The organism is Synechococcus sp. A18-25c (genome assembly GCF_014280035.1).
Classification (GTDB): domain Bacteria; phylum Cyanobacteriota; class Cyanobacteriia; order PCC-6307; family Cyanobiaceae; genus Synechococcus_C.
The window spans coordinates 533,562-547,567 of the sequence record NZ_CP047957.1 but is presented as its reverse complement, the minus strand read 5'-3'; the positions used below and the strand labels follow the sequence as shown (position 1 = coordinate 547,567).

General features: G+C 61.1%; 15 protein-coding genes. 10 read left to right on the top strand and 5 right to left on the bottom strand.

The window, feature by feature from the left end; all coding sequences use genetic code 11:
• Nucleotides 1-202: 202 nt before the first annotated feature.
• Nucleotides 203-868, bottom strand: coding sequence for a 4'-phosphopantetheinyl transferase superfamily protein (locus tag SynA1825c_RS02820; protein ID WP_186470189.1), 666 nt, complete (start codon nt 866-868; stop codon nt 203-205).
• Between SynA1825c_RS02820 and bcp the strand changes: the two genes are divergently transcribed.
• The gene (gene bcp, locus SynA1825c_RS02815) at nt 867-1,334 is read left to right on the top strand and encodes a thioredoxin-dependent thiol peroxidase (RefSeq protein ID WP_186470188.1); all 468 of its coding nucleotides are present in this window, start codon (nt 867-869) and stop codon (nt 1,332-1,334) included. The genes SynA1825c_RS02820 and bcp overlap by 2 nt on opposite strands.
• Here the strand turns inward: bcp and SynA1825c_RS02810 are convergent.
• Nucleotides 1,312-2,031 carry a type III pantothenate kinase gene (locus tag SynA1825c_RS02810; protein WP_186470187.1) on the bottom strand — a complete coding sequence of 240 codons (720 nt, stop codon included), beginning with the start codon at nt 2,029-2,031 and terminating at the stop codon, nt 1,312-1,314. The genes bcp and SynA1825c_RS02810 overlap by 23 nt on opposite strands.
• A gap of 2 nt (nt 2,032-2,033) precedes the next feature.
• The gene (locus tag SynA1825c_RS02805) at nt 2,034-2,786 is read right to left on the bottom strand and encodes a phosphoadenylyl-sulfate reductase (RefSeq protein ID WP_255478435.1); all 753 of its coding nucleotides are present in this window, start codon (nt 2,784-2,786) and stop codon (nt 2,034-2,036) included.
• A gap of 90 nt (nt 2,787-2,876) precedes the next feature.
• Between SynA1825c_RS02805 and SynA1825c_RS02800 the strand changes: the two genes are divergently transcribed.
• Genes SynA1825c_RS02800 through SynA1825c_RS02775 form a run of 6 tightly spaced genes read left to right on the top strand, consistent with a single transcriptional unit; the run spans nt 2,877 to nt 10,854 of the window.
• A complete protein-coding gene (locus SynA1825c_RS02800) occupies nt 2,877-4,049 on the top strand; it encodes an NAD(P)/FAD-dependent oxidoreductase (RefSeq protein ID WP_186470185.1) in 1,173 nt (390 codons plus the stop codon).
• Complete coding sequence (gene hflX, locus SynA1825c_RS02795; protein ID WP_186470184.1) at nt 4,046-5,716, top strand: GTPase HflX; 1,671 nt, start codon at nt 4,046-4,048, stop codon at nt 5,714-5,716. Before SynA1825c_RS02800 ends, hflX begins: the two co-directional genes overlap by 4 nt.
• Nucleotides 5,709-7,553 carry an SLC13 family permease gene (locus SynA1825c_RS02790; protein ID WP_186470183.1) on the top strand — a complete coding sequence of 615 codons (1,845 nt, stop codon included), beginning with the start codon at nt 5,709-5,711 and terminating at the stop codon, nt 7,551-7,553. Before hflX ends, SynA1825c_RS02790 begins: the two co-directional genes overlap by 8 nt.
• A gap of 5 nt (nt 7,554-7,558) precedes the next feature.
• Nucleotides 7,559-8,962, top strand: coding sequence for a TrkH family potassium uptake protein (locus tag SynA1825c_RS02785; RefSeq protein WP_186470182.1), 1,404 nt, complete (start codon nt 7,559-7,561; stop codon nt 8,960-8,962).
• Nucleotides 8,963-8,986: 24 nt separating this feature from the next.
• Nucleotides 8,987-9,691: a TrkA family potassium uptake protein gene (locus SynA1825c_RS02780; RefSeq protein ID WP_186470181.1), complete on the top strand. Its 705-nt coding sequence runs from the start codon at nt 8,987-8,989 to the stop codon at nt 9,689-9,691.
• A gap of 8 nt (nt 9,692-9,699) precedes the next feature.
• Nucleotides 9,700-10,854, top strand: coding sequence for an anhydro-N-acetylmuramic acid kinase (locus SynA1825c_RS02775; RefSeq protein WP_186470180.1), 1,155 nt, complete (start codon nt 9,700-9,702; stop codon nt 10,852-10,854).
• A gap of 73 nt (nt 10,855-10,927) precedes the next feature.
• Here SynA1825c_RS02775 and SynA1825c_RS02770 read toward each other — a convergent pair whose 3' ends face one another.
• Nucleotides 10,928-11,227 (bottom strand): hypothetical protein, encoded by a 300-nt coding sequence (locus SynA1825c_RS02770; RefSeq protein ID WP_186470179.1) that lies wholly within the window; start codon nt 11,225-11,227, stop codon nt 10,928-10,930.
• A gap of 142 nt (nt 11,228-11,369) precedes the next feature.
• Here SynA1825c_RS02770 and SynA1825c_RS02765 point away from each other — a divergent pair, with 142 nt between their 5' ends.
• Nucleotides 11,370-11,684: a hypothetical protein gene (locus SynA1825c_RS02765; protein WP_186470178.1), complete on the top strand. Its 315-nt coding sequence runs from the start codon at nt 11,370-11,372 to the stop codon at nt 11,682-11,684.
• Nucleotides 11,685-11,800: 116 nt separating this feature from the next.
• Nucleotides 11,801-12,028: a hypothetical protein gene (locus SynA1825c_RS02760; protein ID WP_186470177.1), complete on the top strand. Its 228-nt coding sequence runs from the start codon at nt 11,801-11,803 to the stop codon at nt 12,026-12,028.
• Here the strand turns inward: SynA1825c_RS02760 and SynA1825c_RS02755 are convergent.
• Nucleotides 12,006-12,215: a hypothetical protein gene (locus tag SynA1825c_RS02755; RefSeq protein ID WP_370593769.1), complete on the bottom strand. Its 210-nt coding sequence runs from the start codon at nt 12,213-12,215 to the stop codon at nt 12,006-12,008. The genes SynA1825c_RS02760 and SynA1825c_RS02755 overlap by 23 nt on opposite strands.
• Nucleotides 12,216-12,268: 53 nt before the next feature.
• On the opposite strand from SynA1825c_RS02755, the gene SynA1825c_RS02750 reads away from it, so the two are divergent.
• On the top strand, nt 12,269-13,993 hold the full coding sequence (locus tag SynA1825c_RS02750) for an ABC-F family ATP-binding cassette domain-containing protein (RefSeq protein ID WP_186470176.1): 1,725 nt from the start codon (nt 12,269-12,271) through the stop codon (nt 13,991-13,993).
• Nucleotides 13,994-14,006 lie beyond the last annotated feature (13 nt).

Below are 14,006 nucleotides of genomic sequence, written 5' to 3'. Positions count from 1 at the left end.
CCATGCAGTCCAGCCCGACGAGCATGGATCACTGTCAAAGAAGGCTCCCGACAGAAAACCAACATTGGCGATCGGGCCTGCCGTTGGAACAGGCCGGAAGCACCAAGACTCGCCAGCAGAGCTGCACTGGCAAACGCGCTGGCAAACGGTGAAACTCAATGCCTTCGGAGGTCAGGCGATACCAGGCTGCAGAGCGATTGGTTCACGCGAGACAGAGTCGACAATCCCGCAGAGATTGCTTGTCGGAGACGGCGATCGCCATGCGCCAATCACCTTGAGATCGCAATTCAGCTGCGATCTCAACGGCCAGCTCACCGTGCCGAGCCCATCCCAGGCATGCACTCACGTCCCAGAAGCGCAAGTCACTGGCCAACGTTCCGCGTTGCCACTTGATGGCCGATTCCTTAATCAGCCAGCGATCCAGGACCTCACGACGCAGGCGCTCACCCTGGAAGGCGACCAGATCGCTGCGCTCCGCGCAGGTGAAAAAGCGCCGCATCAAGGCATCCGCAGCAAAGGCACGATCAGCTCGCTCCAAATCAACACCGACCGGCTGAAGGCTCCAGGCCAGCAAGCAAGCATCGACGCAGTGGCTGAGGCTGATGTAGCCCCAACCAGGAGCCAGGAATGGCGGCACCCCCGGCGGTGCCGTCAAAGGAACCTCTCGGGCGGAGCAACCATGCAGAGACGCCAAACAGCTCCGCATCCAAAGCCGTGAGCGCCGGAAGTGAATGGCGCGACGCTGGGGAAGGCTTTCAGCCCAGGCCTTCTCTTCTGCCGTGAGCCCCAAAGGATCATCGCTGGGCTCAGATCGTGACTCTTGCATCCACAGAGCCGTTACGCTGCCGCCGTTTGTTCTGCCGCCCATGACACTGCAGATCGGCGATCCCGCCCCTGATTTCACGCTTCCAGATGAAAATGGACAGCCCGTAACCCTGTCATCTCTGAAGGGACAGCGAGTGGTGATCTATTTCTATCCGAAAGACGCCACCCCTGGCTGCACCAAAGAGGCCTGTAATTTCCGTGACCGCTGGGGTGATCTGCAGAAGCACAACATCAAAGTGGTCGGTATTAGCAAAGACAACGCGGCATCTCACACCCGGTTCATCGCCAAGCAGGAGCTTCCCTTCACCCTGCTAACGGATGAAGAGCCCTGCGCTGTCGCCAGTTCCTATGAGAGCTACGGCCTGAAGAAATTCATGGGTCGCGAATACATGGGAATGATGCGCCACACTTTTGTTGTGGATGCCGAGGGCAAGCTCGAACTGATCTATCGCAAGGTGAAAGCCGACTCGATGGCTGATCAGGTCCTCAACGATTTGAGTTTGAGCTGACCAACGACACCATCGACTGCATCACGAGATCCGGGGCATGCATCACCGCCAAGCCCCGGGAGATCAGTTCCGACGCCAGTACTGGGGCATCACCACCGCACAACCAGAGTTCAGAGGGGTCCTTCTCCTGAGCCCGCCAGATCAACCCGATCAGGCTTTCCGCTACGCCGCGCCGCATGGCCTGTGCAGTGTCGAGGGGAAAATCTCCGCCGGCTAAGAGCTCGGATGTCGAGCCGGGGAGCTGAAGAGCGACCGTTCCCTCGGCCATGGCACGCAACTGAAGACTGATGCCAGCAGCCAGCCACCCTCCTGCAAAGCATCCTGTTTTCGACACGCGGGTGAGGCTGAGAACGGTGCCCGCATCCACCACCATCACTGGAGACGATTGGCCGGCACGCACCCATGCCCCCCAGCCGGCCAGGGCTCGGTCAACGCCAAGCCAGGGGGGCTTTTCACCAAGCGGTATTTCTCCCAGGCCGAGACGACACGTGGATTGCAACAGTGGATGGGAGGGAACGGGCCCAACAGCCGCCCAGCCGGCCAGCGAAGACAGGTCATCCAGCCGCGTCTGGGTTGGAAGACCATGAGAAAAGCGCCAAGCATCCGCACCAGAAGCGGCAGCCAAACCGGCTGGAAGTCGTTCAGCCCAATGCCAACGGCTGTTGCCGATGAGCAGACAATGCTGCTGCGCCTCCATGGTCAGATGCCATCGCCCATTACTCCGGGCACATGGATGCCGCACTCCTGCCTTTGTCCGCCGAAACGGGTGCTACGCCCCTCTCCTTCGAGGCCATCGGGGGCACTGGAATGCCAATCGCCAACAGTGGAATATCCCTGATCAAACAGAGGATGCTGCGGAAGCTCGTGCTTTTGCATGTAATAAAAGACATCCCGATTGGTCCAACCCAACAGGGGACGCAACGACAGCCGATCTCGGATGGGATCCAACACGGTCATTGTGTTGCGTAGGTCGGTTTGCCCGCGACGGACACCACTAGCCCAGCAGCGCACCTTGGCTTGATCCAAAGCTTCCTCGAGAGGTTCCACCTTGCGCAGTCGTAAGTAAAAGTCCATGTCCTCCTCCCGACCTGTTTCCCAGAGGCGACCATGCAGCGCCTCCATACGGGCCGGTGACACGCTCGACTGCGCCACAACGAGGTGCGACCCCAGGCGTTTGCACAGGGTCTCGGAGTAGCGATAGGTCTCAGGTGGGAGATAACCGGTATCCACCCAAATCACAGGAACTGCCTCTCCGCCAGGCAATCGGCTCAGCATGTGCAGCAGCACAGAGGACTGGATCCCAAAGCTTGTGGTCATTGCGAACCCGGCGCCGTAGCGATCCAGCGCCCACTGCAGACATTGCTGCGGCTCAAGAGGCTCCAGCTGCGCGCGCAACGCGCTGAGGTCGGCATCTGCCGCGCCTGAGTCGACACCGCCAGCGGTGCTGATCATGTTGCTGATGCCTTGCCTCATTCCCCCATCCTCCAATGCCGGGGGGACCACCGCACTGCCTATGGTTCACAAAAGGGTTCCAGGACTGTCTTGTCAACCGCTGCCAGCGATCAACTTGCGCCGATAGTGGTGATCGGTGGTGGCTTCGCCGGATTGACCACGGCACTGGCCTTCCGTCATGTGCATCCCCGGCCACCGATTGTCTTAATCGAACCGAGGGAGCGTTTCGTTTTTGTTCCCCTTCTGTATGAGCTGCTGAGTGGTGAACTGAAGGGGTGGGAGGTGGCGCCCACCTACGCATCCTTGCTGCAAGGTCGTGGCATCAGTCATGTGCAGGATCACGTTCAATCCGTCGATCTGAAGGCGCGAACGCTGAAAACAGCTTCAGCGCAGACCATGACCTACAGCCAGCTGGTGATCGCTACCGGCGCACAACCGACGGATTTCGGCATCCCAGGCGTGCGCGACCACGCGCTGCGCTTTCACACCCTGTCGGATCTCGCTCCCCTGCAACAGTGCCTGCAGCAGGTGCGGCGGCGGCCTTCTGGCAGCAGCACCTTGGTGATCGCAGGGGCCGGTGCCACTGGCGTTGAACTGGCCTGCAAGTTGTTCGACATGCTCGATGGTGCCGCAGCGATTCAGCTGGTGGAACTGGGTGAACGGATCCTTTCCAGGTCGCGAGCCTTCAACCGAGAGCAGGCGCAGCAAGCCCTGCAGAAAAGAGGCATCACGGTCCGCTTAAACACACGCGTTGACGCCGTCACTCCAACCTCTGTGAATCTGAACGGGGCGGAGGGGGCTCTCACGCTGGCCCATGACGGCTTGATCTGGACCGCCGGCAGTCGCCCCAAGATTCCGGATCTCACCCCTGCCGTGACGCTGCAGGGCGGTCGCTTACCCGTCACGTCGGCATTGCGTCTCGAGGGCCACAGTGAGGTGATGGCCCTGGGCGACATCGTCACGCACAGCTCAGATGACGAGGCATCCAACTGGCCTCTCTCAGCGCAGGCCGCCATCCAGCAGGGGCAATTTGCCGCCAAGTGCCTGCAATCTCATCTGAAGGGAAGTGATCCAGGTCCGTTTATCTTTCGGGATCTGGGGGAAATGCTGAGTCTGGGCATCGGCGACGCCTCACTCACCGGTCTTGGCATCACCCTTGCAGGACCTCTCGCCTTCAAATTGCGCAGGCTCACCTATCTCACGCGTCTGCCTGGGTTGTCGCTTGGGCTCAAATCCGCAGGCGCCTGGCTCGTTAGCCCTTGAAGCAGACCCACCTGGCCGGACGCACGCGAGGTTTGCGTCCGTCACAACTCAAACAACTGGAGCGCCTCAGTCACCGCCGTCATCCCAACATCAGCGGTGCGGATCTGCTGGCCCTGGAGCGGCTCGCCGAACTCGCGCTTGAGCTGGAGACACCACTGCACCTGCTTCTGGACGACCGGGGGGTCTGCCGTCTGCTGTGGATAGGCCCACTGGGCGAGTCGGATCGACTGGAACACCATCTCCCCAGTGGGGGCAGGCGGCGATCCACACGCTGGAGACTGATCAGCGTGATGCTGGGCCGGCGATCCCCAGATCTCAACCCCGAAGGCCGAGACGCCGTGATTGCCCTGGATGTGGAGCCGGTTGACTGGTTGCGTTATCAGGCCTTGCTCTCGCCGGCCGGCACCCGTCTTGGTGCGCGATGGCGGCCTGATCCAGCCACCTCTGGAGGATGGCAATGCTGCGATCGAGGCGATCTATCGACCCTCTGCCAGGACGCTCCTGAGCTCCCACCTGTCGCGCCAGACCACGAGGCAATGACCAATGCCTCCATGGTGGAGCCCGAGCGGGTGCTGCTGCTGACCCTCACAGGAACGGACCCCGCTTGCAACGAGCGCGAGCTGGCGGAACTTGAAGGTCTCACTCGCAGTGCTGGTGCACGCACCGTGGCCGTGTGTCGCCAGCGTGAAGGACAGATCAATCCACAGACGCTCTGGGGACGCGGAAAACTGCAAGAAGCAGCGCTGGAGATCCGCAAGCAAGGCGCCACGCTGGTGATCACCGACAGGGAGCTCACGCCCGTTCAGGCCCGCAATCTGGAACGGCTGCTGGACAGCCCGGTCACCGATCGGAGTGAGTTGATTCTCGACATCTTTGCCCAACGGGCTTCGAGCGCTGCGGGCCGGCTTCAGGTGGAGCTGGCCCAGCTGCGCTATCGACTGCCTCGGCTGACAGGGCGTGGACTGAGCCTCTCCCGCCAGGGCGGAGGCATCGGCACCCGCGGACCGGGCGAGACGCAGCTCGAAAAAGACCGTCGAGCGATCAGCCGCCGAATTGAGCACCTGGGACGCGAACTTCGCCAACTCGGAGCCCATCGCGCCCGGCTGCGGGAGCGACGCCGCGAACTGCCACGCGTTGCGCTGGTGGGTTACACGAATGCGGGGAAATCATCCTTACTCAACGCGCTCTGTGACCGAGGCCAGGGCGGAGCTGTGCAGGCTGAAAACATTCTGTTCGCGACCCTTGATCCCACCACGCGTCGACTTTGTCTTCCAAGGGTTGGCGCCGCGCCCAGAGAAGTGCTGATTACCGACACCGTCGGCTTCATTCGGGAACTGCCTGCCCCCCTCACCCAGGCCTTTATGGCCACCCTGGAGGAAACACGTGATGCCGACCAGCTTCTGCTGGTGGTTGACCTGGGAGATCCTGATTGGCAAGGGCAGCTGCAGGCCGTGCATACAATTCTGGATGACCTGGGTTGCTCACAACCGCGACAAGTCCTGGCCAATCAGATCGACCGCTGCGATGCAGGTGCGCTCGAGCAGATCCATGCACTGGAGCCAGAGACGCTCTATCTCTCCGCCACACAAGGAACAGGCTTGAAGGGTCTGCGAACATGGCTCGAACAGACGTTCTGGGAGCCGGCAGGCACGCCACCCCATGGTTGAGCTCAGTGCTGCTCTGCAGAACGGAGATGCCCTGATCACCCTAGGGGTGCTGCTCTTGGCGGTGGTGCTGTTCATCAGCGGTGCGATCGCACCCGAACTGGTTGGGCTTCTGAGCGTCTCGCTGCTGATGATCGGAGGTGTGCTGACCCCCCTGCAAGCTCTGAGCGGCTTCGGAAGTCCAGCTCTGATCACGCTGATGGGTCTGTTTGCCGTTTCAGCGGCTCTGTTTCGCAGCGGCGCACTGGATCGTTTGCGGGAACTGATCGCATCGGAGCGGATCCGCAGCTCCCGCAGGATGGTCGGTCTGCTCACGCTTGTGGTGGCACCGATCTCCGGTGTGGTACCGAACACGCCCATCGTGGCCAGCCTGTTGCCGGTGCTGGAGACCTGGTGTCAAAAGCGAGGGATCGCCCCATCACGGGTTTTGCTCCCCCTCTCCTTCGCCACATTGTTGGGAGGAACTCTCACACTCCTGGGCAGTTCCGTGAATTTGCTGGCCAGTGATGTCAGCCAGCAGCTGGGCTACGGAGCGCTGGATCTGTTCAGCTTCACCTCCATCGGCATCCCGGTGTGGCTGGCCGGCGCCACCTACATGCTGCTGGCGCCCCGAGCGCTGCTGCCCGATCGCCGAGGCCCTGAGGATCAACTGAACACCAGCCAGGCACTCACTGGATATTTCACGGAAGTCACGATTCCGTCGACATCAAGCCTGGTGGGTCAGACCCTCAGGCACAGCCGCCTGCAGCGTCGATTTGATGTTGATGTGCTGGAACTGCAGCGGGGAGGAGAACGCATCCTTCCTCCTCTTGCTGATCGCGGCATTGAGGCAGGAGATCGCCTGCTGCTGCGGGTCACCCGTGCAGATCTGCTGAGACTGCAGCACGAGCACACCGTTCAACTCGCCTCCACCAACCGTCCTCCGGCGTCAGAACCGTCCATGGGCGGCGCGGAGTCGTCATTTTTCGGTGAAGAAGAGGAGGGGCAGAAGACAGTGGAGGTGCTGCTTCCTGCAGGATCAACGCTGGCCGGAGCAAGTTTGCGCGAATTGCGGTTCCGTCAACGGCACAATGCCACGGTCTTGGCCCTGCGCCGCGGCCAGCAAACGGTTCAAGAGCGCCTCGGTCAAGCAATCTTGCGCGAAGGCGACGTCTTGCTCTTGCAGGCTCCGCAAGATGCCATCCGCGGGCTTCAGGCCAGCAACGACCTGCTCGTTCTCGATCAGCTTGAGAACGACTTGCCAACGATCCGGCGCAAACCTCAAGCGATCACCATCACGGCGCTGATGCTGCTGGTTCCCACAGTCACCAACATCCCCCTGGTGGCCTCGGTGCTGTTGTCTGTGGTGCTGCTGGTGCTGGTGGGCTGTTTGCGCACCGGAGAAGTCCAACGATCGATCCGTCTCGATGTGATCCTGCTGCTGGGTTCCCTGTCCAGCTTCAGCGTGGCGCTGCAGTCCAGCGGTTTGGCCAATGCTCTGGCGACCGACATGGAGCGTTTGGTGCTGAACTGGCCGGCTTACTGGGCCTTGCTGGTGATCTTCCTGGCCACCAACCTGGTCACCAGCGTGATGAGCAATGCGGCCTCGGTAGCGCTGCTGGTGCCTGTGGCCACGCAACTCGCTCCCTCCTTGAACCTGCCTCCCCAGGCCCTACTGCTCACGGTTCTCTTCGGGGCCAGCCAATCCTTCCTCACCCCAATGGGCTACCAAACCAACCTGATGGTGTTCGGTCCAGGAAGGTATCGCTTCTTCGATGTGGCGCGCTATGGGGCTGGACTCACCGTGTTGATGACCCTGCTTGTCCCGGGGCTGATCCTTGCCCAGGCAGGAGGCCTCTGACGCCCATGCCTCTTCCAAAGGCCATTCATCGCACACAGGCATGGTATCGACGGCTGACAGTGCCTCAGTTCACGGTAGTGACGGGTCTGCTCGTGATCAGCCTCGGCACCTTGCTGCTGGCCAGTCCCCTCTGTTCCAGCCAGAGCGTGGGCTTATGGGAAGCACTGTTCACCGCCACGTCGGCCGTCACGGTGACCGGTCTGACCGTGATCGATGTCGGCAAAGATCTGACCACCTTCGGACAGGCCGTTCTGGCGCTGATGATCCTGGTCGGAGGGCTCGGCCTGATGGCCATCACGACCTTCCTTCAAGGCTTCGTGGTGCGCGGTGCCTCGCTCCGCCGACGTCTTGACCGCGGTCAGACCCTTGACGAATTCGGTGTGGGCGGCGTGGGCGGCACCTTCCGGAGCATTGCACTCACAGCAGCGGTGCTGATCATCATCGGAGCTGCGCTCCTCTACAACTTCGGCTTCTCAGACATTCCCGCCGGCGGAGAGCGGCTGTGGGCATCCATTTTTCACAGCATCTCGGCTTACAACAACGCAGGGTTCGGACTTTGGAGCGACAGCCTCGTGTCCTACCGGACCAACCGGGTGGTCAACGGCGTGATCGTGGTTCTGATTGTGCTGGGAGGCCTGGGCTGGCGAGTGACCAGCGATTTGTGGAGCAACCGTCAACGCCTGAAGCGCAAAAACCTCAGCTTGCACACCCGATTGGTGCTGCGAACCTCAATCCTGCTGGTTCTGGTAGGCACCCTCGGCCTGTTGCTGACCGAATCTCTGTCCAAGGGGCACGTGATGACGACGATGGGCTGGGGTGAACGGATGATGAGCGCCCTGTTCGCGTCGGTGAGTGCACGCACGGCGGGGTTCACCACCCTGCCTCTGTCGGTCCAGAGCGTCTCGGATTCAGGCCTGCTTCTGCTGATGACGCTGATGTTCATCGGTGCCAGCCCTGGAGGCACCGGCGGTGGCATCAAGACCACCACGGTGGCAGCACTGATGGCCGCCACCCGCTCCACCCTGCGCGGTCAGGACGACGTGGTCATTCGTCATCGCCAGATCTCCGACAAAGTGGTGCTGCGGGCCGTGAGCATCACCATGGCGTCGCTGATGTTTGTGCTGGTGATGGCGATGCTTCTCGCCCTGAGCACCAATCAGAACGTTGAAGAACCTCTGACCTTCCTGGAGCTGCTATTCACCTGCATCTCTGCCTTCGCGACTGTTGGACTTGACTTGGGGGTCACCGAACAGCTGGGGCGCTTCGGCCAGCTGATCCTGGTGGTGGGCATGTTCGTGGGTCGACTTGGAATCCTGCTGCTGTTGAGTGCCATCTGGGAGAGCTTCGATCGCAATCAACTGCAACGCCAGAATCGAATCGGTTATCCACGAGAGGATCTCTATGTTTAACCACGCTCCATTGCGACTGAACCGATGAGGGAGTGGTGGAACTGGTCGCCGCCAAGTGACGACGATGTCCGCAGCTTTGGCGTCGTCGGCGTTGGACGCTTTGGCAGTGCGGTCTGCCGTCAGCTGATGCAGAACGGTGCCGACGTCCTGGCTGTGGACCGTTCATCGAAGGCGATCGAGGAGCTGCGGCAGCTGGAGCCATCCATTGAGGCCAGAGTGCTGGACTGCACAGAGGAGGAGTCCTTGCGGGAGGCTGGAATCCTCGACATGGATACGGTGGTAGTCGCGATCAGTGAACCGATCGAAGCCAGCATCACAGCCACACTGATCGCCAAGGACAGTGCAGGCACGCGGGTGCGACGGGTGATTGCCAGGGCGACGAGCGATCTGCACGAAAAGATGCTGAAGCGTGTCGGTGCCGACCGCGTGGTGTTTCCTTCCCGCATGCAGGGAGAGCGCCTAGGACTGGAACTTGTTCGCCCCAACTTGATCGAGCGGCTCGAACTGGATGACCACAACTCCATCGAGGAGATCAAGGTGCCAGAACGCTTCAGGGGCCAGTCACTGCGCGATCTGAACCTGCGCAAGAACTATCGAGTGAATGTGCTGGCCGCTGGGCCCGCCGGAGAACTGATGGTCAACCCCCCGGCTTCCTATGTGCTCATGGAAGGGCATGTGCTGGTGGTGATGGGGCTCACGGAAGACCTCCAGAACCTGCCAAAAATCTGAGCCAATCGATGCGCGTGCTCGGGCTGATGAGCGGCACCAGTGCTGATGGTGTCGATGCTGTTCTCGCCGATTTCCAGGGTCGGCCGGAGGCACCGCGTTGGCGACTGGTCAGCGAAGCATCCTGCGCTTACCCGCGCGAGCTGCGCGCACGGCTGCTGGCCGTGGCCCAGGGGGAGCCCACCCAGGCTGGAGTTCTGCTGGAACTCTCCGAAGCGATTACGGAGCTGCAAGCGCAGACCGCTAAAGCCTGTGATCCCGAGCAGTCCGCTGAGCTCGTGGGCTGCCATGGCCAGACAATCTGGCATCGCCCTCCCGGCAAAGGTGCTGGGGGCGTTCCGCGCCGCGGAAGCAGCTGGCAAATGCTGCAGGGGCCTCTCCTGGCGGCCATGCTCCACCGCCCCGTGGTTCATGACTTCAGGGCGGCAGACCTAGCGCTTGGAGGCCAAGGTGCACCGCTGGTTCCGATGGCCGATGCGGCGTTGATGGGCCGAATCGATGGATGGAGAGCTCTGCTGAATCTGGGAGGGATTGCCAATCTCACCCTGATCCCACCCCGTCGGGGACCTGAACGACGGCAGCCCGTTCTTGGATGGGACTGCGGCCCTGCCAACAGCCTCATTGATCTGGCCATGAGCTGGTTCAGTGACGGGCGGGATCAATTCGATCGCGAGGGAGCCATGGCCGCTCAGGGACACGCCGAAGAAGGGGTGATCGAGCGCTGGCTCCAAGAAGCGTATTTCCAACTGTCCCCACCCAAATCCACTGGGAGAGAACTGTTCGGTCAGGACGATTTGACCCGGCGGCTGCATGACCTCAGCCACTGCTCGGCAGAAGACCAAATCGCCACCCTCACCAGCTTCACGGCAGCAGTTGTCGCGCAGGATCTTCTTCACCTCAGAACACGTGGGCGATCGCTGCCTGTGGAGATGGTGGTAGCCGGGGGCGGCAGCCGAAACCCCACGTTGATGCGCCAGCTGAACACGCGCTGCCGCGGCCTCAGGGTGCGCCTCAGCGACGACCTCAACCTCCCAAGTCAATCCAGAGAAGCATTGGTGTTTGCATTGCTCGCCTGGTGGCACGCATGCCGTCATCCAGGCAACGCCCCGGCGGTGACAGGCGCAGAGCGCACCTGTGTATTGGGTTTACGCGCTGATCCTCCCTGAACCAACCACCTGCACCAATCGCCTAACCCAAGAGCGAACTGAAAATCCTGGGTCAGGGTGTGAACGTTGAAAGTCAGGTTGGACGGTGCAGCCTCAAACGCCGAGGCGCACCGCGCAGACGCCGGGGCTGCTGAGCCTCCAAAGCAGAGCGAAGCCGTTCGGTCGACGAGGGAGGCGGCGTCGGTGCCGCAGAGACAACCCCCTGTTCAAGACGTTGCACACCCTGCTGGATCAGCACTTTGGCCATGTTGCTGACAGTGCGTGATTCCTGCTCGGCAAGCGCCGTCAATCGGGTGCAGAGATCTTCAGGAAGCACCACCTGAATCCGTGGCGACTTCGGCTTCCCGCTGGATGACGTTTGGCGGGTGGCCACGAACGGTGAGGCAGAGATACTTGAAAGTGTACAGAGATGCGCAAGGATAGTATCCAGCACTATGATGCTGGCACTGATCGGACCCCTGACGCCCGGCTTTCCGCTCCAAGGACCTCTGCCTCAACCCACCGCCAGGACTGCCATGCCCCGTACAACCAGCCAGGCCACCACGACCCGCAAGCCTGCTCCTCGCGCCCGTCGATCCTCCGGTTCACGACGCAGCCGCCGGGCCGCCGAGACGAGTGACGTGCTGGTGTCAGCGGTGATCAGCTCCTATCTGCTCACGCACCTGCACCATGTGCTCCAACGCGCTGAGTACGGCGCAGTGCAGGAAGGGCGCACCTCCCAGGCCGCTAACTACGCCCAATTGCGCAAGGTGCTCTGCATGGACGCCCGGAGCATGGAAGATGCCTCCGCCTGCGGTCTGAAGGAATCCGACCTTGATCAAGCCGCCTGAAGTCGAGGCGCCCTCATCCAAGCGGTCTCGATCAATTCATGGTGCGGTGAGTAGGCAGCTCCAAAGGGCATGGATAGGTTTGAGATGAACAAATTTCAGTGAGTTGGTTCGGCGCCATGAGCAACGCAGCTGCGCTTTACGAAAGAATCGAACAAGACCGAGACCTAACCCGCGCCTTGTTCCGACAGGCCCTGCAGAACCCATCTGGCGCCATCGAAACAATTTGCCAAGTTGGCGATGAGCTTGAGCTTCCCGTCAGCACCGATGACGTCAAGGCCTTCATCAGCAGCCTGGATGACGACCTCAGCAAGCAGTGGCTGATCAAAGCTCGGGGCGGTTTGTGAGCAGAGGCTTCAACGGAAGCGCGTACGACTGAGGAGCTGGCTCAGGCCCACGCTGTCTCTCGCGACTGCCGCCCCCATCCGCCCAGCTGAAGAAAAGCCAGTAACTGACCAGGGCCAGCCCCGCAGCCACCACCAGCGCAGCGACCTGCTCCAGCCTTCGCATCAGCCCTGCATCCCTGAGTTCCACCAGTCTGCCCTTACCCCCGCACGAGATGATGGAGGTCGTCCGCGTCCTCTTCGGTGCTGCGACTCGAGAACGTCAGCAAGATCTATCCCACCGGCGAAGTGCTACGGGATGTCACCTGGGAGATCAAACCTGGAGATCGCATCGGCCTGGTCGGTGTCAACGGTGCCGGCAAATCCACGCAACTGCGTCTCATTGCAGGCCATGAGGAACCCACCAGCGGCAAGGTGGTTCGCCAGGGTGAGCCAAGGATCGCCTTCTTGCAGCAGGAGTTCGACGTGGATCCTGACCGCACAGTGCGCGAAGAACTCTTCCAGGCCTTCGGCGAAGCCGCGACGGTGCTCAATCGTCAGCGCGAGGTGGAAGATGCGATGGCCTCAGAGAAAGCAGCGGAGGACCCGGATCATCTCGATGAGCTAATTCACGAGCTGGGACGCCTGCAGACCCGCTTTGAGGGGTTGCATGGCTATGAACTGGATGCCCGGATCGACAAGCTTCTGCCCACCATCGGCTTCACTCCCGAAGGCGCTGAACTGCAGGTGAGGGACTACTCAGGTGGCTGGCAGATGCGCATCGCGCTTGGCAAGATCCTGCTCCAAGATCCGGATCTCCTGCTGCTCGACGAACCCACCAACCACCTCGATGTGGAAACCATCCAGTGGCTGGAAAACTACCTACAGGAGCAAACCGCTGCCCTGGTCGTGATTAGCCATGACCGCACCTTCTTGGACCGCGTCTGCAACCAGATCGTGTCGACCGAGCGCGGGATCTCCCGGAGTTATCTCGGCAATTACACGGCTCATCTGGAGCAGAAACAACAGGAACAGGAAGCGACACAGGCGGCCTATGAACGACAGCAGAAGGAGATCGCCACACAGCAGGCTTACATCGATCGTTTCCGTGCCAGCGCCACTCGCAGCACCCAGGCCAAAAGTCGGGAGAAACAGTTGGAAAAAGTGGAGCTGGTCGACGCGCCGATTGAAAGCGTTGGCGGTCCGAGCTTTCGCTTCCCACCTGCGCCTCGTTCCGGGGCACAGGTGGCTGTGATCGAAAACTTGACCCACAGCTACGGAGACAAGATCCTCTTTCTCGGTGCTGAACTGGAGGTGGAGCGGGGCGATCGGATTGCCTTTGTTGGCCCCAATGGCGCTGGCAAGTCCACTTTGCTGCGACTGGTGATGGGCAGCGAGACTGCCGACGAAGGCTCAGCACGCCTCGGCGAGCACAACGTCATCGCGCGTTATTTCGAACAGAACCAGGCCGAAGCCCTGGATCTGAGCAAAACCGTGATCGACACCATGTTTGAGGCCGTCCCGGACTGGACGCAAACCCAGGTGCGCTCACTGCTGGGAAGTTTCTGCTTCAGCAATGACACGGTCTTCAAAGAGGTCGGCAAGCTCAGTGGAGGGGAAAAAGCTCGTCTTGCTCTGGCACTGATGCTGCTCAGTCCCTGCAATCTCCTCGTGCTGGATGAGCCCACCAACCACCTCGACATTCCGGCCAAGCAAATGCTGGAGGATGCCCTTTGCTCCTACGAGGGAGCGGCTCTTCTGGTGTCCCATGACCGCTACTTCATCTCACGGGTCGCCAATCGCATTGTCGAGTTGCGAGACGGGGAACTGGTGCTGTACAGGGGTGATTACGCCTACTACCTCGAAAAAAAAGCCGAAGAGCGCGCCGCTGCAGAAGAAGTACGACTCGCGGTTGAACAAGAGGCTAAGCGCAAGGCCAAGCGCGAAAAGCAAAAAGAACGGGAAGCACGTCGCAAGAATGCGGCCTGAGACGAGTGCAAGA